This window comes from Nocardia sp. NPDC051570 (genome assembly GCF_044454005.1).
Taxonomy (GTDB): Bacteria; Actinomycetota; Actinomycetes; order Mycobacteriales; family Mycobacteriaceae; genus Nocardia.
The window spans coordinates 13,323-38,732 of record NZ_JBITDI010000022.1; the positions used below are offsets into that span (position 1 = coordinate 13,323).

The following is a 25,410-nucleotide window of genomic DNA, read 5'->3' on the forward strand; positions in this document are numbered from 1 at the left end:
GAGGACAAGGATGTCGTCGTTTCCCGTTGTTCCACCGATTGCGATTGTCGGTCGTGGCTGTGTGCTGCCCGGTGCGTTGAGCCCATCTGCCCTGTGGGAGCTGGTGATTTCGGGGCGGTCGAGCCTGGCCCATGTCCCGGACGGTAGGTGGGGGGTTCGGCCCTCTTCGGTGCTCATGCCGGGTGTCGACTTCGCGTTTCACGATATCGGTGGTTATGTCACTGGTTTCGAGGAGTCTTTCGATCCAACGGGTTTCGCGGTGGCGCCGGAGGATCTGTTCGTTCTGGATCCGGCTGTGCGGTGGGTTTTGGATTCGGTGCGGCAGGCGCTGGGTGAGGCGGGCGACGGTGTGCCGGGACCTGAGCGGCGGGGTTTGGTGCTCGGTAACTCGACGTTGCCGAGTACGACGATGGCGCGTTTCGCTGAAAGTGTGTGGCTGGGTGGGTCTTTGCCTGATCCGCGTGGCCGGTTCTGGCCCGGTTCGACCGTGTATCTGGTGGCGCGTGGTCTCGGGTTGGGTGCGGGGGCGTTCGCGTTGGATGCTGCGTGTGCGTCGTCGTTGTATGCGGTGAAGTTGGCGTGCGACCGGTTGCATGACGGGAGTGCGGATTTGATGCTGGCCGGTGCGGTGAACAGTGCCGATGATCTTTTCGTGCATGTGGGGTTCACGTCGTTGGCGGCGTTGAGTCCTACCGGTAGATCGCGTCCGTTCGATCGGGATGCGGATGGTCTGGTGCCTGCGGAGGGTGCGGGGATCGTGGCGTTGATGCGGTTGCCGGACGCTATCGATCGTGGTGTGCCTGTTCTGGGTGTGATTCGGGGGATCGGGCTCGGTAACGATGGGCGTGGGGATGGGCTACTCGCGCCTAATCGGGCGGGGCAGGAGCGGGCGATGCGGCTGGCTTACGGTACGGCTGGGGTTGCTCCGGGGTCGGTGTCGTTGCTGGAATGTCATGCGACCGGGACGGTGGTCGGGGATTCGACCGAGGTGCTCAGTACCGCGAGTGTTTTCGCTGGGTCTGTTGATCTGCCGGTTGGGTCGGTGAAGGCGAATTTCGGTCATTTGGTCACGGTGGCGGGTGTGGCTGGTTTGTTGAAGGTGTTGGGGGCGATGGAGGCGGGTGTGCGGCCGTTGACTCCGGGAGTGGCGCAGCCCCTTTCGGTGTTGGATGGGACGTCGTTGCGGGTGTTGCGGGAGAACGAGTCGTGGGTGGGTTCGCGTCGGGCTGCGGTGAGTGCGTTCGGTTTCGGTGGGAACAATGCGCATTTGATCGTGGATTCCTGGACGCATGCTCCCGACGACCTGGCCGCCACGCCGCCGAGATCCCCCAGAGCACGTGCGACCACTGCACGTGCAACCGGGGCGCAGGAGGCCGGGCCACGAGAGTCCGGGGTGCAGGAGGCCGGGCCACGAGAGTCTCGGGTGCAGGGGACCGGGCCGCGGGAGTCCGGGGTGCAGGGGACCGGGCCGCGAGAGTCTGGGGCGCAGGTTGCGGTGGTGGCGATCGGTGCCCGGGTCGGAGACGGGCAGGATGCCGCCGATTTCACCAGGGCGGTGCTGACCGGTGTCGCGTGGGCGGGGACGAGGGAGAGCGTGGAGGTGGAACTCGATGGGCTGCGGTTCCCGCCCGCCGATCTCGGTGCGGCACAGGCTCAGCAACTGCTGGTGTTGGAGGCGGCTCGTGAGGCGGCCCGTGACGTCGAACTGCCGCCCGAACGGACTCTCGTCGTCATCGGTATGGGCTGTGATCCGGAAGTCTCGCGATACATCGTGCGCTGGCGGGTGCGTTCCGGTGTGCCGGGTATTGATCCGGGGCTGGCGGATTCGGTTGCCCCGCCGTTGGATGCTGCTGCGGTGCTGGGTTGCTTGGCGAACAATGTGGCGAATCGGATCAGTTGGCAGTTGGATCTGTCCGGTCCTAGTTTCGCTGTCTCGGCGGAGGAGGCGTCCGGGCAGGTGGCGCTTCAAGTGGCCGCCCAGGCCATCCGGGCTGGTACGGCGGATGCGGCTTTGGTTGGTGCGGTGGATCTTTCCGATGAGCCGGTGCATCGTGCGGCGATGGCCGGACTGGGTTTGGATCGAGAACCCGGGGACGCGGCTGTGGTGATCGCGTTGAAGAACCTCGACCATGCCCGTCGCGATGGGGACCCGGTGCTCGCGATACTCGATCCCGACATATCCGGGGAGCCCGGGGTGATGGTGGGTCCGGAGATCTCTGCTCTGTTCGGTTCCGCGCATGCCGCAAGTGGTTTGGTGTCGGTGGCCGCGGCGGTGCAGGCGTTGCATCATCGGGCCCGGCCTGTCCTCGGCGGTCCTGCCCGGCCGTGGCTCGAGGGTGTATCCGCGCACGTGTCGACCGATTCGATCGGCGCCTCTCCGATTGCGCCGGGGAGGCCGGGGCTTTCGAGCGTGGGCATGCGGGCGTCGACCGATCCTGTTGGCGCCGAGCCGGTTCGGACCGGGTTGCGTGCCGCGGATGTGGTGGGCTGGCTGGCCGAGCCGGTCCCGCGGCCGTTTGTGTTCTCCGGTCTCGGCCGCGCCGAGGTTCTCGATGCGCTCGAGTGTGGCCGCCAATCACGGTGCGGGCCAGCCCGTGTGGTTGTTCTTGCCGCGGACGCGGATCAGCTGATCGAGCGGGCGAGCCAGGCGGCTCGGTGGTTGCGCGGGGACGCGGCGAAACCGGACTGGGCGGTGTGGCGGGAGACGCCGGTCGCAGGGGAGATCGCGTTCGTCTATGCCGGTGGCGCGGCTGCGTATTCGGGTATGGGCCGGGAACTGAGTCTCGCGTTTCCGCGGTCGGTCGCCGAGTTGATCGCCCTGTGTCCGCCGCTGCCGGAGGCGATTTCGTGGGTGTATGACGGGTCGTCGCGGCCCAGTGATGCGGTGTTGCGGATCTGCGGCGCCGCCTATCTCAGCCATCTGCACACCCACCTGACCCGGGACGTTCTGGGCATCGACCCGCATGCGGCGCTGGGTTACTCGTCGGGGGAGAGCACGGCGCTGACCGCGCTGGGGGCGTGGCCGGACCTGACGGAGGTGATCCGCGGTCTGCGCGAATCTCCGTTGTTCACTACCGAACTCGCCGGAGGGTTCGACGCGGTGCGCCGGGTGTGGCGGCGTGCGGGTATTCCGGGTGAGCGCTGGGCGGGACATCTGGTCGCGGCGACTCCGGATCGGGTGCAGCAGGTCCTGGTGGATGAGCCGGCGGTGCATCTCATGGCGGTCAATTCGCCCATCTCCTGCGCTATCGGTGGTGAGGCCGCCGCCTGCGAGAGGGTGCTGACTCGGCTCGATCCGGAGTATGCGGTGGCGTTGGATTACGACCTCGCAGTGCATGCGCCGGTGTTGGCGGAGGTTGCCGAGCAGTGGCGTGATCTACATGTGCGGCAGACCACGCCGGTGCCGGATATCCGCTTCTACAGTTGTGGCCGCACAGACTGGTTCACCGTCGATGCGGACTCGGCCGCCGATGCGAGTGTGGCCCACGCATTGAACGGTGTGGACTTCCGTGGCACGGTCGAGCGTGCGTGGGCTGATGGTGTGCGGATCTTCATCGAGCATGGGCCGCGGGCGATGTGCAGTGAATGGATCGGTGAAACTCTGGGTGACCGAGAGCATCTCGCGGTGGCGTTGGATGGCACAGGTCGATCCGATATGGCTCACCTGTCTCGGGCTGTGGCCGAATTGCTTGCTGCCGGAGTCGATCTCGATGACTCCGCGCTCTATGAGCAGCTGGCCCTGTGTCTGTGGGAGGGCCGCGTGGGTGGGGGAAGGGTGTTGCGGTTCAATGCGCATCCGCCCGCCATCCAACTACCCGCACGCGCCGCAGAAGCGATTGCGCCACCGATGGTCGACAGGGCCATCGCTCAACCATCCCACCCGGCTCCCGAGCCACCCCATCGGGAGTCCATCGGGCCGATCGCTCGACAACTCGTCAACGCACTGACTGTCCACCATGACAGCGTCAACCGGGCCCACCGCGACTTCCTCGCTCTCCAAAACGAATTCCAACACAGGTTCCTCGCCCACCGGGAGGCAGCGACTCGGCTCCTTCGAGAAGGTCCGCGAAAGCCGTTGTCACACCAGGAATTCCACGGACCCGCCCTCGATCGTAAGCAGCTGGAGTATCTCGCCACCGGACCCGTCTCGACCGTATTCGGCCCCCTGTTCGCGGCCCAGGACACCCATCACCGACAGACCAGGATGCCCGCGCCGCCGATGCTGCTCGCCGATCGGGTCCTGCGGATCGACGCGATACCGGGCTCGATGGGTACCGGGACGATCTGGACCCAGACCGATGTGCGGCTCGACTCCTGGTATCTCGACCCGGCCGGTCGGATGCCCGCCGGAATCATGGTCGAAGCCGGCCAGGCCGATCTGCTGCTCATCAGCTGGCTCGGTGTGGACCTGCTGAACCCCGAGGAAAGGGCCTACCGGCTGCTCGGCATGGAGCCGACCTTTCACGGCACACCCCCTGTTCCCGGTGAGACGCTGACCTTCGAGATCACCATCGACGGCCATGCCGAGCTGAACGGGGTTCGGCTGTTCTTCTTCCATTACGACTGCCGGGTGGACGGCGAGCTGCGACTGAGTGTCCGCGATGGCCAAGCAGGCTTCTTCACCGATGAGGAGCTCCGCCAGTCCAGGGGCGTGCTGTGGAACCCCGCCGACCTCGCGGCACCGGCGGAGCCCTCTGATCCGCCCGCGGTTCACGATATGGGGCGGACGTTCGGGCCCGAGGAAATCACCGCGTTCTCCGCGGGTCGGCTGGCCGAGTGCTTCGGCCCGCAGTGGGCGAAAGCCGGTGCGCACGTGCGGACACCGCGGCTGATGCATCCGGATCTGCGACTGTTCCACTCCGTCCCCGATTTCGACCTCGACGGTGGGCCGCACGGCCGCGGTTATCTGCGTGCGGAGCTCCCGATCGCACCCGAGTGTTGGTTCTTCGAGGGCCATTTCACCAACGACCCCTGTATGCCGGGGACGCTGATGCTCGAGGGCTGCCTCCAGACGATGGCGTTCTATCTCACCGCCCTCGGCTACACACTCGATCGGGACGGCTGGCGATTCGAGATCGTCCCGGACCAGAGCTACCGGATGCGGTGCCGGGGTCAGGTCACCCCGGCCAGTCGCGTCCTGGTCTACGAGCTGTTCGTCAGCCGGATCACGGCCGATCCCTACCCCACGCTGATCGCCGACGTGCTCTGCAGCGTCGACGGATTGCAGGCATTTCACGTGGCGGACATGGGGTTTCGGCTGGTACCGGACTGGCCGCTGGACCACTGGCGACATCTGGGCCCGCCCGCCGTGCAGGCGACGGGCACGCCGGTTGCGCTGTCGCTGCTGGGTGGGCTGGCCGGGCACGAGGAGGCCAGGCCTGTCGCGGTGGCCGACGATGGACTGGAGCTCGGGTACGCGTCATTGCTGGCGTGTGCGTGGGGTCGTCCCGTCGAGATGATGGGTGCCAGGCTCTCGCATCTCGATGGAACGACCCGCACTGCGCGGCTGCCGGGACCGCCATATCACTTCATGACCCGGATCACCGAACTCGCGTGCACGCCTGGTGAATTGGCGGTCGGTAGCAGGGTGACCGTCGAGTACGACATTCCGGCCGCGGCATGGTTCTGGCCAGAAGGCGGCGGCCACACCATGCCGTTCTGCGTCCTGCAGGAGATAGCGCTGCAGCCCTGCGGTTGGCTGGCGCTGTACACCAGCAACCTGCCCTCGGGTGCGACCGAGCTCCTGTTCCGCAACCTCGACGGGCACGGCACCCTGGACGCAGCGATCACCCCGGGGACGAAGACGCTGCGAACCGAGGTCGAGCTGGTCGACGTCTCCCGGACCGACGATATGATCATCGATTCCTTCGAGGTCCGGGTCTTCGCCGACGATCGCCGAGTTGTCCAGTTGCACAGTGTGTTCGGGTTCTTCCCGCCAGAGGCCTTCGCGCGGCAACCCGGGCTGCCGACATCGGAGGAGGACATCGCCCGGCTGGCGCTGCCCAGCGCGACTTCGGTCGACCTGGACAGCCTTCTGGCCGGTCCGCCACGGCTGCCCGGTTCGATGCTGCTGATGCTGGATCGGATCACCGGGTATTGGCCGGACGGCGGCGCGGCCGGGCTGGGCCGAATGCGTGCGGAGAAGACAGTGCACCCCGACGACTGGTATTTCCGTGCGCATTTCTTCCAGGATCCGGTCCAGCCGGGATCGCTCGGCCTGGAAGCGATGCTGCAACTGTTGCAGTGCTACATGATTCGCCAGGGCATGGCCACCGGCCTGTCCGAACCGTGTTTCGAGACATGGTTGGACAGCCGCCCGGTGACCTGGAAGTTCCGGGGACAGGTCATTCCCGATGACGGCGTCGTCACGGTGGAGCTGGAGGTCGTCGACGCCGGGACCGATGATCGTGGCCCGTTCGCGATCGCGGATGCCTGGCTCTGGGTGGGGGATCGGCGGATCTATCACGCGGAGAGCCTCGGCGTGCGGATCGTCGCGAGCCCTCGCTCCGGGACGATGGGAATTCCGGTCGAGGAGGTACTCGACCCGCAGATCGACACCTGGCTCACCGATCACCGGCCGATCTGGACCGTTCCGGCGCTGCCCATGATGTCGATGGCCGATCGGATCGCCCACGCCGCAGCCGAATTCGCGGGCAGGCCCGTCGTCGGATTGCGCGATATCCGTGTGCGCGAATGGCTGGTGGTCGATCGGCCGGTGCGGTTGAGCACACGGGTGGTCGCGGCGCCCGGTGATGTCGATCGACTGGAGGTCGAACTCTGGTGTCGCCGGGCGGGATCCGCCGCCGCCGAGCGGGTCGCGACGGGAACGGCCCTCGTCGGCAGCCTCGCGCCGCTCCCGCCGCCGCTGCCTCCCCTGCCCGGACTGCGCAGCGCCGAGCTCCCCTATCAGCGGGGGCATGTGTTCCACGGGCCTGCTTTCCAGTATCTGACCGAGCTCCAGATGGGCACGTCGGGGGCGGCCGGTGTCCTGGACGCTGGTTTGGGTGGTGTTCCGCGTGGCTACCTGAACCAAGGCCTGCTGGACGCGGCGATCCACGTGATTCCGCATACCGACCTGTGGATGTGGTCCGAGCGGATCGCGCGCGGCCAGGTCGGTTTCCCGTATCGGATCGCCTTCGCCGACCTCTACGAGGTGCTGCCGGACACGGGCCGGCTTCGGGTGGATGCGCGGTTCGCTGGATTCGATGGCGGCAACGACATGCTGCCGATGTTCGATGTGCGGATCTGCGCGGGGGAGCGAGTGCTGGTGTGCTTCAGGCTGGTTGAGATGCTGTTGCCGATGGGGCCGTTGGCTCGGCCGACCGTCGAGGAGCGGACCGCGTTCCTGCGCGATCGCCGCCATGTTCCGGGCTTCGGGTTGTCGACGTTCGACGATGGGGCGACTCACCTCAGTCGCGAGGACGTCGAAAGCCTCGACTGGTTTCCGAACGCCGTCACAGACCTGTACGGTCTGCCGGCCGAATGCCAAGGCACGCAACGACTTCTCGAGGTCGCCGTGCGCGACCACGTGGCCCAACATGCGGCCGTCCATCCCAGCGAGGTCCTGCCGTCCGCGGATTTGCGGTCGGCGCAGATCGGAAATCGCCCCGGCGAGCGCTATCTGCTGCGGGCCGAAGTATCCACTGGCAGCGTGACCGTCCGCTTCATCCAAGCGCCGACGAGCGCATGAAATCACTGACAATTCTGGCGAAATAGCCACGCGCGAGCGGAGTGTCATCGCACGTAGCTCGAAATGCTTATTGAGACAAGGGAATACGGGCCCAGACACTGGATAGGCCCACGGAAACAAATCTGGAGGTCGATCGCATGACGACGAAAGCGAAATTCGAAGATGGTTACCTGGACAGGTACGACGCAGCCGCTGCGCCGGATCAGGTGCAACTCATACAGAAATGGATACTGACGGATTCGCAGGGGTTGTTCGCCGAACTCCGCGCGCATCGGCCGATCCTGGTGACACCCGCATTCACCTTGGTGACGAAGTTCGACGATGTGACCGAGGTGCTGTCGCGGGAAATGGTGTTCAACAGCCGGTACGACCCGGCCCTGTCCACTGCGCTGGGCGGGCGGCACATCCTGGGCACCGACGGGGACGTCATCAATTGGCGGGAGCGGTCGCTGCTGCAGGTGATGCTCGCGCCCGAGGACGTGCCCCGGCTCCGGGAGGCAGCGGGCCGTTTCGCCGACGAAGCCTTGGACGAGGCGATGCCTACCGGCCGCATCGATGTCGCGGGTGGGTTGAGCCGGAAGGTGATGATCCGAATATGCATGGAGTATCTGGGATTCCGGGGCGTCGACCCGCATGATCTGTCGCATTGGATACGGCCCATCCTGGCCGATATGGTGACCAATCTCGGCAATGATCCCGAGATGCGGAAGGAGACCGAACGTGTCGGTGGGGATTTGATGAGCAGCGTGCGGGATCTGGTGGCGCAGCGGCGTGCCGGGGCCACCGTTCCCCATCGCGATCTGCTCACCAGACTGCTGCGCAGCGATATCGGTTCCGGGCTCGACATGGATGACGAGCGGATCGCGATCAACATGGCGGGCATCCTGCTGGGCTATGTGGAGAACGGCATGGGATCCGCGACGCATCTGATGGAGCAGCTGTTGAAACATCCGGAGCTGCCGCTGCGGGACGCTGCGGAAGACCCGCACCGATTCGACCCGTACGTGTGGGAGGCGTTGCGGCTCAACCCCTTCTTCAAGATGCTCTCCCGCAGGTGCGTGGACGATTACACCGTGGCGGCCGGAACACCGCGGGAGACCACGATCCCGGCTGGCACCATCGTGCTGGCGGCGCTCGAATCGGCGATGTCCGACGAGGATCAGGTGCCCGAGCCGACCGCCTTCCGGTTGGATCGGCCCGCCCATGTCCTGCGTCTGCATTTCGGCATCGGCCATCACGACTGTGTCGGCTGGCGGCTCGGCCAGGCGTCGGTTGCCGAGCCGATCCGCCGACTGTTTCTGCGAGATCCGTGGCCGCTCCCGGGACCGGAAGGCGAAATCATCAGGGGGCCCGAGGGTTTCCCCCGGCATCTGGTGGTCGGCCTGGGCAGGCGGCCATGACCACGCCCCGGCGCAGCTCGATCCGCTGATCGCCTACAGGTAAGCCGCAGGTCTACACACCTGCGGCTTACACCTCCACCGATCCTTCGGACAAGCCATAACCCGGACCGACCACCACCGAGTCCAGCGGCGGGTTCCCAACTGCCTCTTGACGTAGAGGACGTTGGAACCTGGTGATAGATACCGGTTGCCGTGAGGTAGCTGATGGTTAACTCTGCTCCGCGCGAACCTGTCGACAACTTGCCGAAAGGCAACGGTCTCGCCGGGCGACACGCCCGTGCGCAGGCACTCGCTGCCGCTCCGAATTACCATTTGCCGAAGATATGCTGTGGACATGACTCGTAGCTGGAGCACGATCGCTGCGTTGGTCGGGTTCGTGGCCATCACGGCTGCTTGCGGTAAGACGGAAAGTCACACTTTCGCGCCGTCGTTGGCGGATCAGACCTCAGCAGCCCCCGTATCGCAGGCTCCGGCTCGTCCGGCATTAGCAGGGCCAGCGGAAGATCCCGCAGCCACGCGGGATTACTGGACCGAGGAGCGGTTGGCCGTGGCCGGCCATCGCGACCCTGACCCGAGGTCTGCGGACTCCTCGGGTGGGATACCGGACAATCTGCGCCGCACCCCCGGTGCGGACCAGTACGGCTTGGCGCCCTGGCCTCAGTCGTTCGCGGACGACTCGCGATCCAAGGCCACCGGCATGCTCGTTTTCCACGATCCCAAAGATGATGACGACACCCATTGCAGCGCTTCGGTACTGGCCACCAAAAGCCATCGTGTCGTTGTCACGGCCGCGCACTGCGTGAGCAAAGGGTCAGAAAGCCGCTGGTACGACCACGTCGCATTTGTGCCTGCAGCTGGCGCCGTCGACAGTGCCCAAGCGCGACCGTACGGCATCTGGCCGGTCGAGCAAACCTGGATACCCGGCGACTGGTTCAACCCGAACAGCACCGCGACCACTGACCTCGCGCTGCTAGTACTGGCAGCTGGGCCGGATGGCAAGAATGTGCAGGACGTGGTCGGCGGCTTGGAACCTCGAATCAATCACGCGGGCGAGTCATTCCACGATCTGACCACCCTCGGATATCCGGCCGAACCTCCCTATTCCGGCGACGTGCTACAGCGCTGCGACGGCGACGGTACCGATGACCCCACGTTTCCGGGAATGATCTTCACCGTCAACTGCGCCCCGCTTGGTGGTGCAAGCGGCGGTCCCGCCACAATTCCCGACCCTGACCGACCTGGCAGCTTCTTCGTACTCGGCGTCCTCAGTACCGGCACTGCCCCTCCCAAAGACGCCGCGTTCGCTCGACTTTCACCGGAAATCTACGGCCCCCTGATCGAAAAGGTGGACTGATATCCGGTCGATAAGGTGAGTGGATCACATCCTGGCTCGGACAGGTCGACGTGAAGCACGGCAAGATCTGCGATGCCTTCACCGGTACGCTGCACGACGGTGCGAAGTGAAGGCATCGCTGAACCGTCCGATATTCGGCTATGTGCGCGCATTGAGAGGCCGTGCCTACCAACGGATTCAGACAGCCGACCAGCGCGCTACTCTGTGAAATCGGGTGGTGCCGGAGTTGATTTCAACCTTGCAGCGCCAAAGTCGTGCGTAGCCACCTGTGCCGCGGTGTACGCACCCGCGCAAGCGCGGCTCGAGCCCGCGACATCTACAAGCCGAGAGCGACAGGCAGAGTTCGTGATTCGGAGTTTGGTCTTCCATCCCTCGGAGTAGGTGTGACCCAGGATCGCACCACTACTCGTGGATTCGGGCCTGGGCTTGGGCGTGCGCGAGGTCGGTGAACTCCCACACGTGGGTGACCAGACCGTCTCGGACCCGGGCCCACACTGTGTAGTCGTTGCGGTATTCCCCGCCGCGTGTGAACTGTGCGGTCAGCGTGAAGCGGACTGCGGCCAGATCACCCTCGCCGATGACGTCGTGCACCTCGGCCCGCGCGGTGGACGCGTCGTAGAGCACGCCGAAGACTCGGCGCATGTTGCCGAGGACCTCCTCGCGCCCGTGTGACTCGTGCCGCATGATCTGCGAGGGGATGGCGGGGGTGATCCACCATGTGACGTCCTCGGCGAGGACTGCGGCGATCTCGTCGGGCTTGCCGGACGCTTCGGCGAGGCGGCGGACGATCTGTTTGGTGATGGTTTCGGTACTCATGTGTTGCTCCTTGGATCTCGGCCGAGGTTTCGGCCGGGCTGGTTTCGTTGCTGCTCCGGCGATTCGGTGCGCGGATTCAGGGTGTGAGGACCAGGCGGATGGGGTTGCCCTGTTTGCTGCGTAGCCGTTCGATCCCGAGGGGAGCGTCGGTGAGCGGGAGTGTGTCGCTAATGGAGCGGGCAAGGTCGAGGCGGTGGTGACGGACCAGGTTGAGGACCTGCAGGACGTCATCGGGCGCGCTGCCGAGGTGGCCATGGATGTGTTGCTGTCGGCTGCTGAAGATGAAGCTGTTGGGGATGGTCAGCGCGCCGGGGGCGAGTCCGACCAGAGTCAGGCTCGCGTGGGGCGCGAGGGCCGCGGCTGCTTGCGCGTGGACGGCGGGGACGCCGGCCATGTCGAAGGCGGCGTCGAGACCGCGTCCGCCGGTGAGTTCCAGGATCATCTCGACCAGGTCGGGCTGGGTGGGGTCGAGGGCGTGGTCGGCGCCGAAAGCCAGGGCGCGGCGGCGGGCCTCGCCGTTGGGGTCCAGGGCGATGATGGGGGCCGCGCCGATGGTGTGCAGCAGTTGGATGGTGTGGGCGCCGAGTCCGCCGACTCCCCACACGCCGACGGCCTGGGAGGGTTGGATCCGAGCGGTGGTGGTGATGGCCGCCCACGGGGTGGAGACCGCGTCGGGAATGATCGCGGCCTGTTCGAAGGGCAAGTCGTCGGGGATCGCGACCAGGTCGGTGTGGTTCGCGAGGGCGTATTCGGCCATGCCGCCGTCGAAGTGCACACCGCGGATCTGGATGTTGCCGCAGGTGCTGCGGCCGCGCACGCATTCGGCACATCGCCCGCAGTGGTTACCGCCCTGCAGAAGTACGCGAGTCCCGGGAGTCCATGCGGTGGGCACCCCGGCGCCGACGGTGTCGACGGTGCCCGAGACTTCGTGGCCGAGGGTGACCTTGTCGTGCGTGATGGTGGTGCCGCTCAGGTCGCCATCGATGAAGTGCACGTCGGACAGGCAGATCCCGGCCGCGGCGACCTTGATCCGAACTTGACCCGGACCTGGTTGGGGGATCGGTGTTTCCTCGACGGCGAAGGCGCGGGTGCGCAGGTTCAGGCGCGCGGCCAGCATTGTGTCGGACATAACTGAATTTCCTTGGTATGCAATCGGATTGGACGGTTTACCGGGACGGGTCCAGGACGAGCTTGCCGATGGTGCGGCGTGACCGCAGGTCTTGATGGGCGCGGATGACCTCGCTCATCGGGTAGTCTCCGCCCAGCTGCGGAGTGAGTGCGCCGGCCACGACGAGGTCGAACAGGTCGGTCATCGCCTCGGTCATCATCGGCGGGCGGCGGAAACAGTCCTGCAGCCAGAAACCGATCACGGCCTTGGAGCGCGCGATGAGCGCCCCGGGCGGTACCGGGGAACCGTTGGTTCGCGAGGCCGCACCGTAGGCCACGAGGCGGCCGAAACTGTCCAGGGCGTCGAGGGATTCGTCGAATACCGTGCCGCCGACCATCTCCAGCACTATGTCGACCCGCTGGCCGTGGTTGGCGTCCCGGATCCGCTCGGACAGGCCCTCGGGTGTGCCGTCGATGGCGATGTCGGCGCCCAATCGCACTGCCAGCTCGCGCTTTTCGGGGGAGGATGCGGTCGCGATCACCCGGCCCGCGCCCCACAGCTTGGCCAGTTGCACGGCCAGCGAACCGACACCGCCGGCGGCCGAATGCACCAGCACCGACTCCCCGGGTGTCAGGTGCGCGCAGGTGCGCAACATGTGCCAGGCCGTGGCGCCCTGGATGATCAACGCCAACGCCGCGGCATCGCTGACCCCCTCCGGCACGCCGAACGCCAAATGCGGCAGGACTACCGCGTATTCGGCATAACCACCGTCGGTCAAGGCGACCACGCGACGGCCGTCGGCGGTGTCGCCGACGACCTCGCTGCCGGGGACCATCGGCAGCCGCATCGGCGCGAGGTAGGAGTTCTCCGTCGCGTGGGTGTCGGCGTAGTTGATGCCGGCCCGATCGACCTTCACCAGCAGCTGCCTGGGCCCTGGGATGGGTTCGGGGACCTCGGTCAGCGTCAACACCTCGGGGCCGCCGAATTCGGTGATCTGTACCGCGCGCATCTACCTGCCTCCTGTAGCTTGAACCATCCTTGCGATAAGATGTACAGTACGACGTACGTTATAGATCGGTAAGGGAGAGTGACGGATGCAACAGGAACCGCCCGACGCGCCCCGGCGCCGCGCGACCCGCAACAGCCTCAGCCCGGCCGTGATCGTGACCGCGGCGCTCGCCGTACTCGACGAAGAGGGCATCGAGGCGTTCACCATGCGCGCCCTGGCCACCCGGCTCGAGGTCCGCCCGATGGCGGTCTATACCTACTTCCGCAGCAAGGACGAACTGTTCGACGCCGTCCGTGACGCGCTCCTCGGGCTATCCCTGTCCCCCGTCGAGGGAAGTTGGCAGGATCAGGTTCGGGCCATTGCCCGCCGGGTGCGGGAACAGATCCTGCAGCACCCGTTCCTGATCACACTGCTGCTCACCCGGCCGTTATCGGGTCGCGAAACCGCCGATTCGGCCGAGGCGATCCTGCGGGTACTTTCCGATGCCGGGTTCAACCGCGAAACCGCCGCCCGGGCCTACATCACGCTGCTCACCCACGTACTCGGGGCCGCCAGCTGGGAGATCCAGATGACCGCCGTGTATCAGGACCCCGACCGGCGCAGTCAGCTCGACACACTGCCCTCCTCGCGCTATCCCACCCTGACCGCGCTGGCACCCGAACTGAACCTGACCAACGGCGGCTCTGCCCAGTTCGAATTCGGGCTGGACCTGGTACTCGAAGGGCTGTCCCACAAACTGCGGGCCGACCGGGCGTAGGTGGTCGCGGTGTGGTCGGCGCCATCGTGCGGCTCGCGCATCGAGAACGTCACAGGCACAATCGGTTCGGCCGGTCTCGTTGTCAGCCTCGGGTGTGCTGGGTCACCGAGCGCGAGTGACCGGACAGTCGGTCGCCGCGGAAATCTCGCGCCGCATCATCGAACCGCTCGGGCGGACAGGCGACCTCACGCAGGAGCGCCGAGCGGCGGGTGCTCGAGCACGCGAGGCTCGTACTCGACCAGCTGGATGCGGCCGTCGAACGTGCGGTGCTCGATCATCTCGAGAGCAACGTCGGGATAGCCGTCGTAGATGCGTTCTGCGCCCGTGGCACCGGTGATCACCGGGAACATCACGACCCGGAATCGGTCGACGAGTCCGGCTCGTAGCAGGGATCGGCACAGGCTCAGACTGCCGATCGTGCTGAGCAGCCCCGAGCCACTCGATTTCATGGCGCGGACCGCCTCGACGGCGTCGTCGCGGACGAGCGTGGAGTTGGCCCACGTCAGTGGCTCCGCGAGTGAGGAGGAGAACACCACCTTGGACGCTTGCGTGAGCTCGTCGACCGACGCCTCTTCTTCGGGCCTGAACTCGTCTTGGCCATTGGGGACCTCACCGGCGGCGAAGCCCGACATGAGGCGGTAGGTGTTCGCTCCCATCAGGTGGGTAGCCTCGGGCTGCTCGCCGAGCCATGCGAGGTACTCCGGGCCCTCGAGGCCCCAGAACCCGGGCCATCCCTCTCCCGATGCGTGGCCGTCGAGGGAGGTGATGAAGTCGACGAGAAGCTCCGACATGGTGGTGTCCTTTCCTAGGGTGTCATGAGCTTTGACCGGCCGGGAGCCACAAACTCATCGGTCGCGTTGTGGGTAACGAGCAAACCCTGACGCCGCAGCCGATCGTCTCATCCACGGAGTGGGAGGCAGCGCGCCCAGCGCTGCTGGTCGAAGAGACGTCGAGACGTCGACCGTGCGTTCCGCCGACAGCTCCGCCCGCTCAACTCCCGGCCGTCGCCGAACCACATTGATGCGAGCCTGTAATCGGCATGTGCGCGCGTTGGGAGGCCTTGCCTACCAACAGATTTGGACGACCGACCAACGCGCGCGCAGCGGTATGAGAGCGCACTTGCGTCGACTGAAGTCAGCGGGGCTGGAACATCAGAACCCGCTTGATGTAGAACGACTTACGCTGATAGAAAGACGTTCAACGTCAACGAGAGTGCTGGTGTCCAGGTGGCACCAGCACTGTCAGGTACCGGGGTGCTGAGCCCCGCCCGTCCTCAGCCTTCCTCGAAGAAAGGGTCTCGGCCGGAACCACCGTCCCACCACTGATGGTCGAACTGGGTGCTCCGTCGGTATAGGTAAGCGTCAGCGTGCCTACGTCTTCGGGCTTGATCTCCGATACTGGAATCACTCCCAGATCGGTGGTTTCCGGTGTGGCCTGCTCGTCGGTCACGGTGTTACCTCCTCTTGGTCGGCCTGGTTGCCGACCGATACAGATGGCCCCATGACGAAGCCCATAACGAATCGAGATCGGCTGCGCCCCAACGCCAGCCGTACCGAGATGCATACAGACCGATTCGCCCGGTCGCCTGTCCGTGCGGATCAAGGGGGCGACTCCAAGGTCGTCTGCGCGAAGTCGCACGCTCGTCGGCTATATCGCTCACTCGATCTGGCTGTAGTCAGTGCGTGGGGTGGGCAGTCCGGATCACGCAGAACGCCTGACGCTGATAGATGGATGTTCGGCCGGGTCCGGCAACAAGTATTGATCAAGGCGTTGGCTGTCCTTGCGGATCTGCACGAATTCCACTGTGGCATTCCGACCACCGGCGTCGAATGCCTGGCGTACATGCGCTCGGTGTTACGGGCGGGTTCAGGTGGTGGAGGTGCCTCGGTCACGGTCGAGGATCCAGCTGAAGAGCAGGGTGAGGCTGTCGTGGCCGGGTCGGTGCGGGATCGATGTCTGTTGAGCCAGTGCGGGAAGCCGTAGTCCGTCCAGCGTCGCGAGGAGTAGTTCGGCGGTTGGTCGGGGCTGCGACGCTCCCAGTTCGGTCAGGGCCGCGGTGGTGAGATCGAGTAGCTCCCGGTTCCACTGTTCGGCGAGTGCGGCGAGTTCGGGCCGGCGGACGCACTCGAGGTACAGACTCAGCATGATCAGGGCCCAGCCGTCGGCGTCGTAGATCTGCGCCAGACACCGGTCGGCGAGTTCTTCCGCGGTGACGGAGCCGGGCGTGGTCTCGGCTCGCAGGGTGTCGATGAAGCGCTGGGTGTCGGAGACGTCGCGGCGCATCGCTTCAGCGCAGGTCGCCGCGATCAAGTCGTCCCGTGTGGCGAAGTGGTAGGTGATCGAGGCCAGCGATACGCCCGCGGCGGTGGCCACGGCCCGGATCGTCAGTGCGGGTAAGCCGTTGCGCCGGACCAGGTCCAGTGCGGTATCGAGCAACAGCTCGTAACGCTGTTGCCCCCGGACTCGCCGCCCGTCGCTGTGTTCGTGTGGCGCCACAGGTGTCCTGACTGCTGGTGCGGATGGGGCGTGCACCACACTCTAATAGGAAACAATAAGGACAACTGTATTCTAATATTCGAAGTGCTCGTTCCCGGCCCCCTCGTAACCGTCGTCATCGATCGGAGCGTGTCCTATGAGTGCTCGTCCTAATCGTCGTGTCGTGCTGGCCGGTCTGGGTGCCGCCGCTGCGGTCGGTGCCGGGGCTGCGGTGGTGGGGGTGAAGGCGGGTTCGCCGTCGAGTGCCCGGCGGTCGGCGGCGACGGTGCTGCACAACGGGGTGGTCTACACCGGTGTCGCCGGTCGGCCCGCTGCCCAGGCGGTGGCGGTCGGGCGGGACGGCACGATCCTCGATGTCGGTACGGACTCCGATATCCGCCGCTACCTCGGCCGCGATACCCATGCGGTGGATCTGCGGGGTGGGTTCGTGATGGCCGGTCTGCACGACGGGCATCAGCATCCGATCGCGGCGAGCGTGCAGCTGCACACGGTATCGCTCGCCAATGCGGTGCTGACGATCCCGCAGATCCGCGACATCCTGGCGGCTGCGTTGAATGCCTCGGCCGATCAGGAGCCCGACGGCTGGCTGCAGGTATCGGACTGGAACCCCGCCGGTGTGTTACCCGAGGGCACGGTGGTGACCAGACAGGATCTGGACTCGCTACCCACCCGCAGGCCGATCGTCGTCATGGGCAGCGACCTGCACAACGCCTGGGTGAACTCGCGCGCCCTGGCGACCGCCGGGATCACCCGCGACACCCCGGACCCGGCCGGCGGCACCATCGTGCGCGACGGCGCCGGGGAGCCGACCGGGCTGCTCAAAGACGCTGCCGTGGATCTGATCCGGCGTGCGATCCCCCCGATGAGCCCGGACCAGGCTCTGGCCGTGGCGGGTGAGGCGTTCGCGATGCTGACCGCCGGTGGGGTCACCACCATCTTGGACGCCGCCGTCGACGACGACGTCGCCAAGATCTACGGGGCGATCTACCGCACCGGACGCGTGAAGGTCCGTTCCCACCTGGCGTATCGGATCACACCGGACCACGCCGCGGACCCACACGCCGTGCTGGCCGACCTGCGGGCCTTCGCCGACCGATACGACGGGATCGAACGGTTACACACCGGGATCGCGAAAGTATTCCTCGACGGCGTGATGGAGTACCCGGCTCAGACGGCTGCGTTGCTGCAGCCGTATCTGGTCGACGGTCGGCCCGGTGATCATCTCGGCTCGCTCTACTTCGATCAGGACACCCTCACCGGCCTGGCGCTGGTACTCGACGAGGCCGGGTGGCAACTGCACGCACACACCATCGGTGACCGGGCCGTGCGCACCGCGCTGTCCGCCTACGAACACGCCTACCAACTCCACGGCGACCGCGACAACCGCCACACCCTCGCCCACGTCGAGCTGATTGACCCCGCGGATGTGCCCCGCCTGGCCCGATCGAAGGTGCTGGCGTGCCTGCAGCTGCAGTGGGCCCGCACCGACGCGATGACGACCACCTCGCTGGCGCCTTACCTGGGCCCGGAACGTCACGCGCGGATCTACCCGGCCCGCAGCATGTTCGACGCCGGTGTGCGGTTGACCGGGGGGACCGACTGGCCGGTCGACGCGTTCGGGCCGTGGCTTCCGGTCGCGCAGGCGATCACCCGCTCCGGACCCGACGGTCCCGCGCTGCACCCCGAACAGGGCCTGTCCCTGGATGTTTCGTTGCGCATGCACACCCTCGACGGCGCCTACCAACTTCACCAGGATCACCTCACCGGGACCGTGGAACCCGGCAAACACGCCGACCTCATCCACCTCGACCGCGACCTCCTGCAGATCCCGCCCAGCGAGATCAGCGGCACCAAGGTCGCCTGGACCATGATCGGCGGCGACATCGTCCACGACGCAACCAGTCCCGCCGCCCCGCCCGCCGCGGTCGCCGGGCACGACGCGCTCACAGCGACCGGTGCGCCCTGCACTCCCACCCGCTCACACGATGCCTGCGGACACTGACAACCACGCCGCGTGAGCCATCGACGGCACCGCCCGCCGCGATATGGCAGTCGACGCCACATAATCGGCTACCGGACGTTCTGTGCCGCGCTGCGTTCCGTTGTTTACGTCAGGATGCCGGACGGGAACAGGTCGGCCAGCTCGGCGGCTACTGCCGAGCTTGTCGCGTGGTCGGTGTCGACGATCAGGGCAGTGCCGCGGTGTTGACGCAAAGCAGTTGTCTCCTCAGTAGCACGGGTTGCTGTTCGGCTCTGCTGCCAAGCCGAGGCTTCGATCAGCGAATCACCCGCCAACCCGGGGCCTTGGCCACGACCACGCCGGGCGATCCGGTCGGCCAGCTCGCTCGGCGAGGCCGCCAGATACGCGGTGGTGACGAGTTCGTGGGAGAGCAGCTGCTGGTATCGATGCGGCACACCGCGCGCGACGAGAACCAACACCCGCGCTCCCGCACCCCGGTAACCACGCCACACCCGGACGAGGTTGTCCGCCTTGATATCCGGCGCGAGGCCAGACCCATAGAACCCCAACTGATCCACATCGATGAACGCGGCGGGAATTCCGCGACCCCGCAGTATTTGCAGGACCTCCCAGCCCACGGTCGACTTGCCTACTGCGGTCGGGCCGGCGAGAAGCAGAATCGCTGCCCGCTTCTCGGGTACAGGTTGCACCGATTTCGAAGCCGGCGACACCGGGTGCGATTGAGTCGCAGGTCGTATCCGGTCGGACAACGTCTCGACGACCTCGTCCAGCGACATGGTCGTGGTGTCCAGCGGCGAACCCACGCCACTGCGGTCCAGGGCATCTGCCACGGCCAGCACCTCGTCGACCCGTTCGTTCGCGGCACCGCGTTCGAGGTACCGGCGTCGCAGTTCCTCACGCCCGCAGTGCAGCCGGATCAGCGTGAACTCGATTTCCTTCGCCCCGCGCACGTAGGGATCGATGCCCCGGTGCGGATCGACCACGCCGGACACGATGACCTGTTGCGCACCGTGGCACCGGAATACGTCGACCACCTCGACGAGGTTGGTGGCCTTCAGTCTGTGATACTCCGGATCTGCGGTCGGTGCTGGCACCAACAGACCCAGCTGATCGATATCGACATACGCGACCGGACGACCGCCCATCCTCGCCCGCGTGTACAGCGCCCAACCCACGGTCGACTTGCCGACACCGGGCGCACCGGTCAACCACAGCACCGACACCAACCACTAACCCCCTTCGCATCCCTGGGCAAAACACCCACCATCCTCGACAGATCAGCGCGCCCGCTCAACCGATTTTCGGCACGCTCAGCATCCTCAATTCGGCTACTCACTCGCTCGGGCCATGGCCAGCGTTGGAGCAGTGAGCTGGCTTGGCCCGAGGGCGCACCGTCACGTCCTACCGCTCCGGGTCCCAGGCCACGAGCTGGTCGAGGAGACGTCGGTTGCCGTTGAGCTTCAGGGAGTCCAACGGAATACGGCCGTAGAAGGCGAGGACCAGCTCATTGGCCGTGCCTCGGGAGGAGGCGTCGGCCGCGTCCGAGTCCTCGCCGTCAGCGGTGGCGGGCATGGTGTCGGGTGTGGGCAGGCGGGCGGCCCGTGCGCCGTCGGCGGAGACCCAGTAGCGCCAGGAGCGGCCCTCGGTGGCGTGGTAATCGACGGCAGCGGGCTCGTGCGGCCAGGGGACCGTCGTTGTGCAGATGGTGGACAGGAACTCCTCGACACCGTCGAGTGCCACCTCGTCCGGCAGCGGCTGCGGGGCGCCCAGGGTGAGCTGGGCGTCGTAGGTGTGCACCGCGATCTCGTGGAGCTGGTGTCGGGCGACGGCACCGCAGGTCTGCGGCGACTGCGACTTACCCCACCACGTCCAGCAACCGCGATCCGGGCCGGCCTCCCGCAGTGCGTCCAGTAGCTGCTGCGTCGATGCGGCCAACCAGGCCAGCAGGGCCTCGCGCTCCTGAGGTGCGGCCGGGTCGCCCTGCGGTGCGGACTTGGCCGTGGCGTCAGGCCCTGCGGCGATGGTGGCGGCCCAGGCGCGGCGCCCCACGCCCAGGTGCTGCACCAGGTCGAACAGCGTCCACTCGGGGCAGGTCGGCACCTGCACGTCGAGGCTGGGCGCGGCGGCGACCGCGGCGCGGAAGGCGGTCGACCGTTCGTCGATCAGCCGCAGCAGATCGGGGAAGTCCAGAGTGTTTTGCACCCCGGATGTCTATCACTATGCTCCGGCACCGGACAGCGATTTTCATAGCCGCCGCGGCGGGCGCGCGGCACGGGCCGCGCGCCCGTGGATGAGGCGGTGTCCTCATCTTGAAACGATCAGTTAGTCGTCACTGGTCGGCGGGGGCTTGCTGAGGGTGGACAGGACTCGGATGGCGACCGTCAGTGAGATCATCTCGTCCGGTTGCTCGGCGGCGAGTCCCATCTCTGATGCCATCACGTACCCCTGCTCATCGCTTGCCAACGCAATGACCAGGCCATCATGGCAGCCACCCTGACAGACTCAGCAATCACGCACCAGAAGCCGAAACACACGCAGGGCGGGGGTTCACGGACACCTTCTAACGGCGGTTGTTCGCGAAGTTCGACAGCACTCAGCCGTCGTTCGGGGCAGAGTTGTTCGCGAATTTCGACGGCAGTCGGCCCGGGTCGATGGCGGCGTCGGGGCTCACGCGGTCTGTCACGATGTGATTCGTGATGGAGCGGGATGGGCTGGTGCGTGCTGCCGCGCGTAACAATGCGTCGTGGTGCGATGCGATGTGCCGGTCGCATGGGATAGCAGGCAGGCTCGACGCCACTATGTGGGCGAGTGGATGTCGGACGCCGCCGCTGTATCCGGATGCAGTGACGCTCAGCCCGCATGCGTCCGCCGAGGACATCCTGGCGCGGATCGACCACGAGATGCCCGGCGCTTCGGTCAAGGACAGCTTTGGTTGCCTGGACCTGAGCGGTGCCGGATTCGGCGTGCTGTTCGAGGCGCAGTGGATGTATCGACCGGCCGATCGGCCGTTGCCTGTCTCACTCGAGCGGGTGTGGACCCCGGTGAACAACGCCGACGAACTGGCGGTCTGGGCAACGGCCTGGGATCGGAACCAGTTGGCCGACAGTGTATTCCGACCGGAACTGCTGGCCGAAGAATCGGTCTCGGTGCTCGGCAGATGGGTTGGCGATCAAGTCGTCGCCGGGGCGGTTGTTCATCGCAGTGAGACGATGACGGGCCTGTCTAATCTGTTCTATTCGAGCATCGCGCCTCAGGACGCATGGGCGGAGTGTTCGACCACGATCGCCCGGCTGTGGCCAGGCCGCAGCATCGTCGGATATGAACGAGGACAAGACTTGGCTGCCGCCGTCCGTAACGGGTGCTCGTCTATCGGAGCATTGCGGGTCTGGCTCGCCTTGACCTAGCCGAAGGACAGCTGTCGGCCGATGGGTCCGCGGCCGCAGATCCGGATCGGACCGGGTACCCGGGATGCGGCCGGGATTCGGACGGTCTGTGTCCATCGGGCTTCCTCTGCTTCCACGTGTGAATCCGGTTCACCGTGGGGCGCAGTGCGTTGCGGCGCTGCGGTATTCCTCGTCGGTGACGTGTTCGCCCCAGGTGACGTCGTCGGTTTCCTGCATGCCGAGGTGGGTCATGAAGTGGTCGGGGGTGGCACCGTGCCAGTGCCATTCGCCGGGCGGGGTGTGGACAGTGTCGCCGGGGCGCATCACGATCACTGTGCCGTCGCGGGTCGCTACCAGGCCGATGCCCTCGGTGACATGCAGGACCTGCCCGACGGCGTGGCTGTGCCAGGCGGTGCGTGCGCATGGACTGAAGTGGACGGCGTACATCCGCGCCTGTGACGGGTCCTCGCCGCGGTAGAGGAAGTCGATCCAGACGTCGCCGGTGAACATTTCGGCCGGGGCCTTGATGGTCGGCAGTGTGGGCAGAAGCTCCATGGTTCGTCTCCTTAGGGTGTGCCGAGAACCCGGTTGGTGAATGAATTGGTGAACACGCCGTGCGGATCGAGCTCCTTACGGATCCCGATGAACGCGGCGTAGTTCGGGTACAGGGGGGCCAGCTCGTCATAGGAGAGGTCGAACATCTTGCCCCAGTGCGGCCGGGCCTGACCGTGCGCGGCGGCGCGGATGATCCGCGCTCCGGCGGTGAGATAGGGCGTGTGGTCGAGCCGATGGAACTGGACGAGGTCGATCGACAGATTGGGGCGCTGGTAGTTGTTGCTCAGCGTGATACTCCCGTCGCTGCCGACGAAGCGGAGCGAGACCAGGAAACCGGCGACGAAATCCGAGTGGTTACCCGGACCGAGCGCCCGGTGCAGCGCGGCCACCGTCTCGCGCCAATGCTCCAGCGGCACAGACCATTCCCCCTCGTTGTGGCGAGGCGGAAGGTGGCGCAGGCTCATGTGTCGGTAGCTCCAATCGACGGCACCTTCCCTGGTGCGACGTGTGGCAGCTAAGCCGCGCAGCGTCAGCGGCACCGACCTGCTCGGCAGGATCAGCGCCGACGCGTCGAGCAATGCTTGGGCGAGGTGGTACTCGAGGAGGGTGCCTCGCACCCAGGTGGCCACACGCTCGGCGGGACCAGGCTCCCCGGGTATCTCGGTCACCGGGATGTCGGTGACACACTCCACGGTGTCGGTATAGGGGAAGTAGTAGAAGCGGGCATACGGATGGGCGCGCGCGATTGCCTCACCGTCGGCGAGGAATTCGGTCATCGTCAGCATCCGGCTGACCGGGCGCACCGCGAACGCGTCGACCACCTCGAGTTCGACCTCGATGATGATGCCGAGCGCACCCAGACTCACACAGCAACAACGGAACAGTTCGGCGTCGGCAGGGTTGTCGCGCCGCACGGTCCGCACGGTTCCGTCGGCGCACAGCATGGTCAATGACATGACGAGCGAGCTGTATGAGCCGACATGGATGCTCGCGCCATGGGTGCCGGTGCTGATCGCACCCGCTACCGTCTGCTCTCGGATCGCACCGACCGTCACCAAGGTCAGTCCTCGCGCCAGCAGCTCGTTCAGCAAGGCGTCCAGGGTGATCCCGGCTTCCACCACGACCGTCCCCACCGCGGCGGGTAGGGCTGCCGCACCCGAGCCGGAGCCACTCGGTCGCGGCGCCGGAGCGGTGCGGTTGACCGACAGAATCCGGTTCAGCCGGTCGAGGACGACGATTCCCGCGCCGTCGGCGTCTGCCACCTGCGCGATGTCGTTGAAGCTGTGTCCGGATCCGATGACGCGTAGGTGCCGAAAGGGCTGTGCGCGGACCTGCTCGATCAGTTCGTCACGGGAGCGGGGACGGATGATCGTGGTGCCCGCGCTGGTCAGCGTGACCGCCCCGCCCCATGTCTTGCGCGGCCGACTCGTCACGTCCTGCCCCCGTTCGGCAACGATCCGGCTCTCGAATAGTCGTGCCATGAACCCACCTCCTTCAATACCTACGGTATTCAATACCGATGGTATTCAATGCCAGTAGTACTCTGAGGCGGTGATGGTGTCAAGGGCCGCAGTCTCGACCAGAGGAGGCCGCAGTGAAGATTGATGAATCGGCTCGTCCCGATGAGGACCGCGGTGACGTTGTGGATCCAGTCGTAGCCGTGGCGCCGCCGACCCGAATGAGACGGCCGCGGCGTGATGAGGTCCGACGTCGGCTGCTGGCGGCCGCGCTCGAACTGTTCACCGAGCACGGCTATGACCGCACCACGCTGGAACAGGTCACCCTGGCCGCCGGTCTCAGCAAGGGCGCTGTCTATTCCAACTTCGCGAGCAAGGACGAGTTGTTCCTCGCCCTGCTGGACAAGCAGATCGAGTCGATCATCGCGCGGACCCAGGGGGCAGTGAAGGTTCCCCATGACCGGGCACAGACCGCACAGCTGATCGGCCGACGCCTCACAGAGGCCTTCATCGAAGACCGCGACTGGCAACTGCTGTTCCTGGACTACGTCGTGCGTGCCGCCCGCGACCCTAAGGTCGGCGAACGATTCGCCCTACATCGCCGACGCATCCGCCGCATCATCGCCGACGCCGGGCGCGATATCTTCGGCGATGTCGCCGGACTCGATCCTGACGCTCTGGCAACCGCCGCCATCGCTCTGTCCAACGGACTCGCTATCGAACGTCTCACCGACCCCGCCGCCGTCCCCGACGACCTTTTCGGCCGCATCCTCCACCAATTACGATCCGCCCGCGAATGATCGTCCGCATTCGCATCCGCGGAGTCGAAGCGTTTTTGCCAGGCTCGAGGCCGCGGTACGCGGCATAGTGCGTCTGAGGAGGGTGCCTCGCGCTACTCCGGAAGCTTGGTACCGACCAGAGTCCAGGTGATTGATTCCAGGGTGAGGGCTGGGCGGCTCAGTCGTATGCGGTGAGGGATCGGTGGATGGGAGCGCCGATCTTGTCGTTGTGTCGGATGGCGACAGTTAGGGCGAGGATGCGTTGCGAGCCAGGGGAATCCGCGGCAGCAACATCGAATCCGGTGGCGGCACAGCCGAGTTGGCCCGGCTGCTGGACCGAGCCGGCGAGGGCGACGAGGTGATCCCGATCGATGCGACCATCTCCCTCGCCGACGGCGCCACCGCTATCGGCGCGGTAGGTGCACGAGGCACAACCGTCCTCGCAATCTGAGTGCGAAATGTCATCCGAATCATCCGGCGCTACGAATACGATGGTCGGCGCCACAGAGCGCCGGACCTCCCCCCGATGGAAGGCAACCATGTATCGCAGTCCACGCATCCTTGCACGAACTGCCACGACCTCGGTAGGCATCCTTGTCGGTACCACCGCGATCCTCACCGGAAC

General features: G+C 66.2%; 18 protein-coding genes. 8 read left to right on the plus strand and 10 right to left on the minus strand.

The genetic code is table 11. The features are described 5' to 3' along the window. Window positions 1–10: 10 nt before the first annotated feature. The 3 genes from ACIA76_RS37370 to ACIA76_RS37380 all read left to right on the plus strand — a co-directional run bounded on the left by ACIA76_RS37370 (window position 11) and on the right by ACIA76_RS37380 (window position 10,444). Entirely contained in the window at window positions 11–7,690 is a 7,680-nt protein-coding gene (locus ACIA76_RS37370) for a beta-ketoacyl synthase N-terminal-like domain-containing protein (protein ID WP_397159125.1), read from the plus strand. A 137-nt stretch (window positions 7,691–7,827) separates the two neighbouring features. Then, the gene (locus ACIA76_RS37375; protein ID WP_397159127.1) at window positions 7,828–9,090 is read left to right on the plus strand and encodes a cytochrome P450; all 1,263 of its coding nucleotides are present in this window, start codon (window positions 7,828–7,830) and stop codon (window positions 9,088–9,090) included. 334 nt (window positions 9,091–9,424) lie between these two features. Next, window positions 9,425–10,444 carry a trypsin-like serine peptidase gene (locus ACIA76_RS37380; RefSeq protein ID WP_397159129.1) on the plus strand — a complete coding sequence of 340 codons (1,020 nt, stop codon included), beginning with the start codon at window positions 9,425–9,427 and terminating at the stop codon, window positions 10,442–10,444. Between the two features lie 402 nt (window positions 10,445–10,846). On the opposite strand, the gene ACIA76_RS37385 is transcribed toward ACIA76_RS37380, so the two are convergent. The 3 genes from ACIA76_RS37385 to ACIA76_RS37395 form a co-directional block, all read right to left on the minus strand. Then, window positions 10,847–11,260, minus strand: coding sequence for a nuclear transport factor 2 family protein (locus ACIA76_RS37385; protein WP_397159131.1), 414 nt, complete (start codon window positions 11,258–11,260; stop codon window positions 10,847–10,849). A gap of 76 nt (window positions 11,261–11,336) precedes the next feature. Continuing rightward, the gene (locus ACIA76_RS37390; protein WP_397159133.1) at window positions 11,337–12,389 is read right to left on the minus strand and encodes a zinc-binding dehydrogenase; all 1,053 of its coding nucleotides are present in this window, start codon (window positions 12,387–12,389) and stop codon (window positions 11,337–11,339) included. A 37-nt stretch (window positions 12,390–12,426) separates the two neighbouring features. Then, window positions 12,427–13,377: a zinc-binding alcohol dehydrogenase family protein gene (locus tag ACIA76_RS37395; RefSeq protein WP_397159135.1), complete on the minus strand. Its 951-nt coding sequence runs from the start codon at window positions 13,375–13,377 to the stop codon at window positions 12,427–12,429. A gap of 85 nt (window positions 13,378–13,462) precedes the next feature. Between ACIA76_RS37395 and ACIA76_RS37400 the strand changes: the two genes are divergently transcribed. Then, window positions 13,463–14,134: a TetR/AcrR family transcriptional regulator C-terminal domain-containing protein gene (locus ACIA76_RS37400; protein ID WP_397159137.1), complete on the plus strand. Its 672-nt coding sequence runs from the start codon at window positions 13,463–13,465 to the stop codon at window positions 14,132–14,134. A gap of 185 nt (window positions 14,135–14,319) precedes the next feature. Here the strand turns inward: ACIA76_RS37400 and ACIA76_RS37405 are convergent, their stop codons facing one another. From ACIA76_RS37405 to ACIA76_RS37415, 3 genes are all read right to left on the minus strand, one after another. After that, complete coding sequence (locus ACIA76_RS37405) at window positions 14,320–14,925, minus strand: dihydrofolate reductase family protein (protein WP_397159139.1); 606 nt, start codon at window positions 14,923–14,925, stop codon at window positions 14,320–14,322. A 412-nt stretch (window positions 14,926–15,337) separates the two neighbouring features. Then, the gene (locus ACIA76_RS37410; protein ID WP_397159141.1) at window positions 15,338–15,583 is read right to left on the minus strand and encodes a hypothetical protein; all 246 of its coding nucleotides are present in this window, start codon (window positions 15,581–15,583) and stop codon (window positions 15,338–15,340) included. A 417-nt stretch (window positions 15,584–16,000) separates the two neighbouring features. Continuing rightward, window positions 16,001–16,630 (minus strand): TetR/AcrR family transcriptional regulator, encoded by a 630-nt coding sequence (locus ACIA76_RS37415; RefSeq protein WP_397159143.1) that lies wholly within the window; start codon window positions 16,628–16,630, stop codon window positions 16,001–16,003. A 136-nt stretch (window positions 16,631–16,766) separates the two neighbouring features. Between ACIA76_RS37415 and ACIA76_RS37420 the strand changes: the two genes are divergently transcribed. Then, window positions 16,767–18,632, plus strand: coding sequence for an amidohydrolase (locus ACIA76_RS37420; RefSeq protein ID WP_397159145.1), 1,866 nt, complete (start codon window positions 16,767–16,769; stop codon window positions 18,630–18,632). 104 nt (window positions 18,633–18,736) lie between these two features. Here ACIA76_RS37420 and ACIA76_RS37425 read toward each other — a convergent pair whose 3' ends face one another. Both ACIA76_RS37425 and ACIA76_RS37430 read right to left on the minus strand, forming a co-directional pair. Next, entirely contained in the window at window positions 18,737–19,834 is a 1,098-nt protein-coding gene (locus ACIA76_RS37425) for an AAA family ATPase (RefSeq protein WP_397159147.1), read from the minus strand. Window positions 19,835–20,012: 178 nt separating this feature from the next. Continuing rightward, window positions 20,013–20,813, minus strand: a complete 801-nt coding sequence (locus tag ACIA76_RS37430; RefSeq protein WP_397159149.1) for a maleylpyruvate isomerase family mycothiol-dependent enzyme — start codon at window positions 20,811–20,813, stop codon at window positions 20,013–20,015. Between the two features lie 491 nt (window positions 20,814–21,304). On the opposite strand from ACIA76_RS37430, the gene ACIA76_RS37435 reads away from it, so the two are divergent. Beyond that, window positions 21,305–22,015, plus strand: coding sequence for a hypothetical protein (locus ACIA76_RS37435; RefSeq protein WP_397159151.1), 711 nt, complete (start codon window positions 21,305–21,307; stop codon window positions 22,013–22,015). Window positions 22,016–22,144: 129 nt separating this feature from the next. Here ACIA76_RS37435 and ACIA76_RS37440 read toward each other — a convergent pair whose 3' ends face one another. Next, window positions 22,145–22,549 carry a cupin domain-containing protein gene (locus tag ACIA76_RS37440; RefSeq protein WP_397159153.1) on the minus strand — a complete coding sequence of 135 codons (405 nt, stop codon included), beginning with the start codon at window positions 22,547–22,549 and terminating at the stop codon, window positions 22,145–22,147. An 11-nt stretch (window positions 22,550–22,560) separates the two neighbouring features. Next, complete coding sequence (locus tag ACIA76_RS37445; protein ID WP_397159155.1) at window positions 22,561–24,030, minus strand: D-arabinono-1,4-lactone oxidase; 1,470 nt, start codon at window positions 24,028–24,030, stop codon at window positions 22,561–22,563. A gap of 113 nt (window positions 24,031–24,143) precedes the next feature. Here ACIA76_RS37445 and ACIA76_RS37450 point away from each other — a divergent pair, with 113 nt between their 5' ends. Beyond that, window positions 24,144–24,806 (plus strand): TetR/AcrR family transcriptional regulator, encoded by a 663-nt coding sequence (locus ACIA76_RS37450; protein WP_397159157.1) that lies wholly within the window; start codon window positions 24,144–24,146, stop codon window positions 24,804–24,806. Between the two features lie 241 nt (window positions 24,807–25,047). After that, window positions 25,048–25,236, plus strand: a complete 189-nt coding sequence (locus ACIA76_RS37455) for a hypothetical protein (RefSeq protein ID WP_397159159.1) — start codon at window positions 25,048–25,050, stop codon at window positions 25,234–25,236. Window positions 25,237–25,410: the final 174 nt, after the last annotated feature.

Coding starts and splice junctions, on each gene's coding strand:
- ACIA76_RS37385 (WP_397159131.1), bottom strand. CDS start 11,260: ATGAGTACCGAAACCATCACCAAACAGATCGTCCGCCGCCTCGCCGAA.
- ACIA76_RS37375 (WP_397159127.1), top strand. CDS start 7,828: ATGACGACGAAAGCGAAATTCGAAGATGGTTACCTGGACAGGTACGAC.
- ACIA76_RS37405 (WP_397159139.1), bottom strand. CDS start 14,925: ATGTCGGAGCTTCTCGTCGACTTCATCACCTCCCTCGACGGCCACGCA.
- ACIA76_RS37380 (WP_397159129.1), top strand. CDS start 9,425: ATGACTCGTAGCTGGAGCACGATCGCTGCGTTGGTCGGGTTCGTGGCC.
- ACIA76_RS37395 (WP_397159135.1), bottom strand. CDS start 13,377: ATGCGCGCGGTACAGATCACCGAATTCGGCGGCCCCGAGGTGTTGACG.
- ACIA76_RS37420 (WP_397159145.1), top strand. CDS start 16,767: ATGAGTGCTCGTCCTAATCGTCGTGTCGTGCTGGCCGGTCTGGGTGCC.
- ACIA76_RS37445 (WP_397159155.1), bottom strand. CDS start 24,030: ATGGCACGACTATTCGAGAGCCGGATCGTTGCCGAACGGGGGCAGGAC.
- ACIA76_RS37390 (WP_397159133.1), bottom strand. CDS start 12,389: ATGTCCGACACAATGCTGGCCGCGCGCCTGAACCTGCGCACCCGCGCC.
- ACIA76_RS37370 (WP_397159125.1), top strand. CDS start 11: ATGTCGTCGTTTCCCGTTGTTCCACCGATTGCGATTGTCGGTCGTGGC.
- ACIA76_RS37400 (WP_397159137.1), top strand. CDS start 13,463: ATGCAACAGGAACCGCCCGACGCGCCCCGGCGCCGCGCGACCCGCAAC.
- ACIA76_RS37440 (WP_397159153.1), bottom strand. CDS start 22,549: ATGGAGCTTCTGCCCACACTGCCGACCATCAAGGCCCCGGCCGAAATG.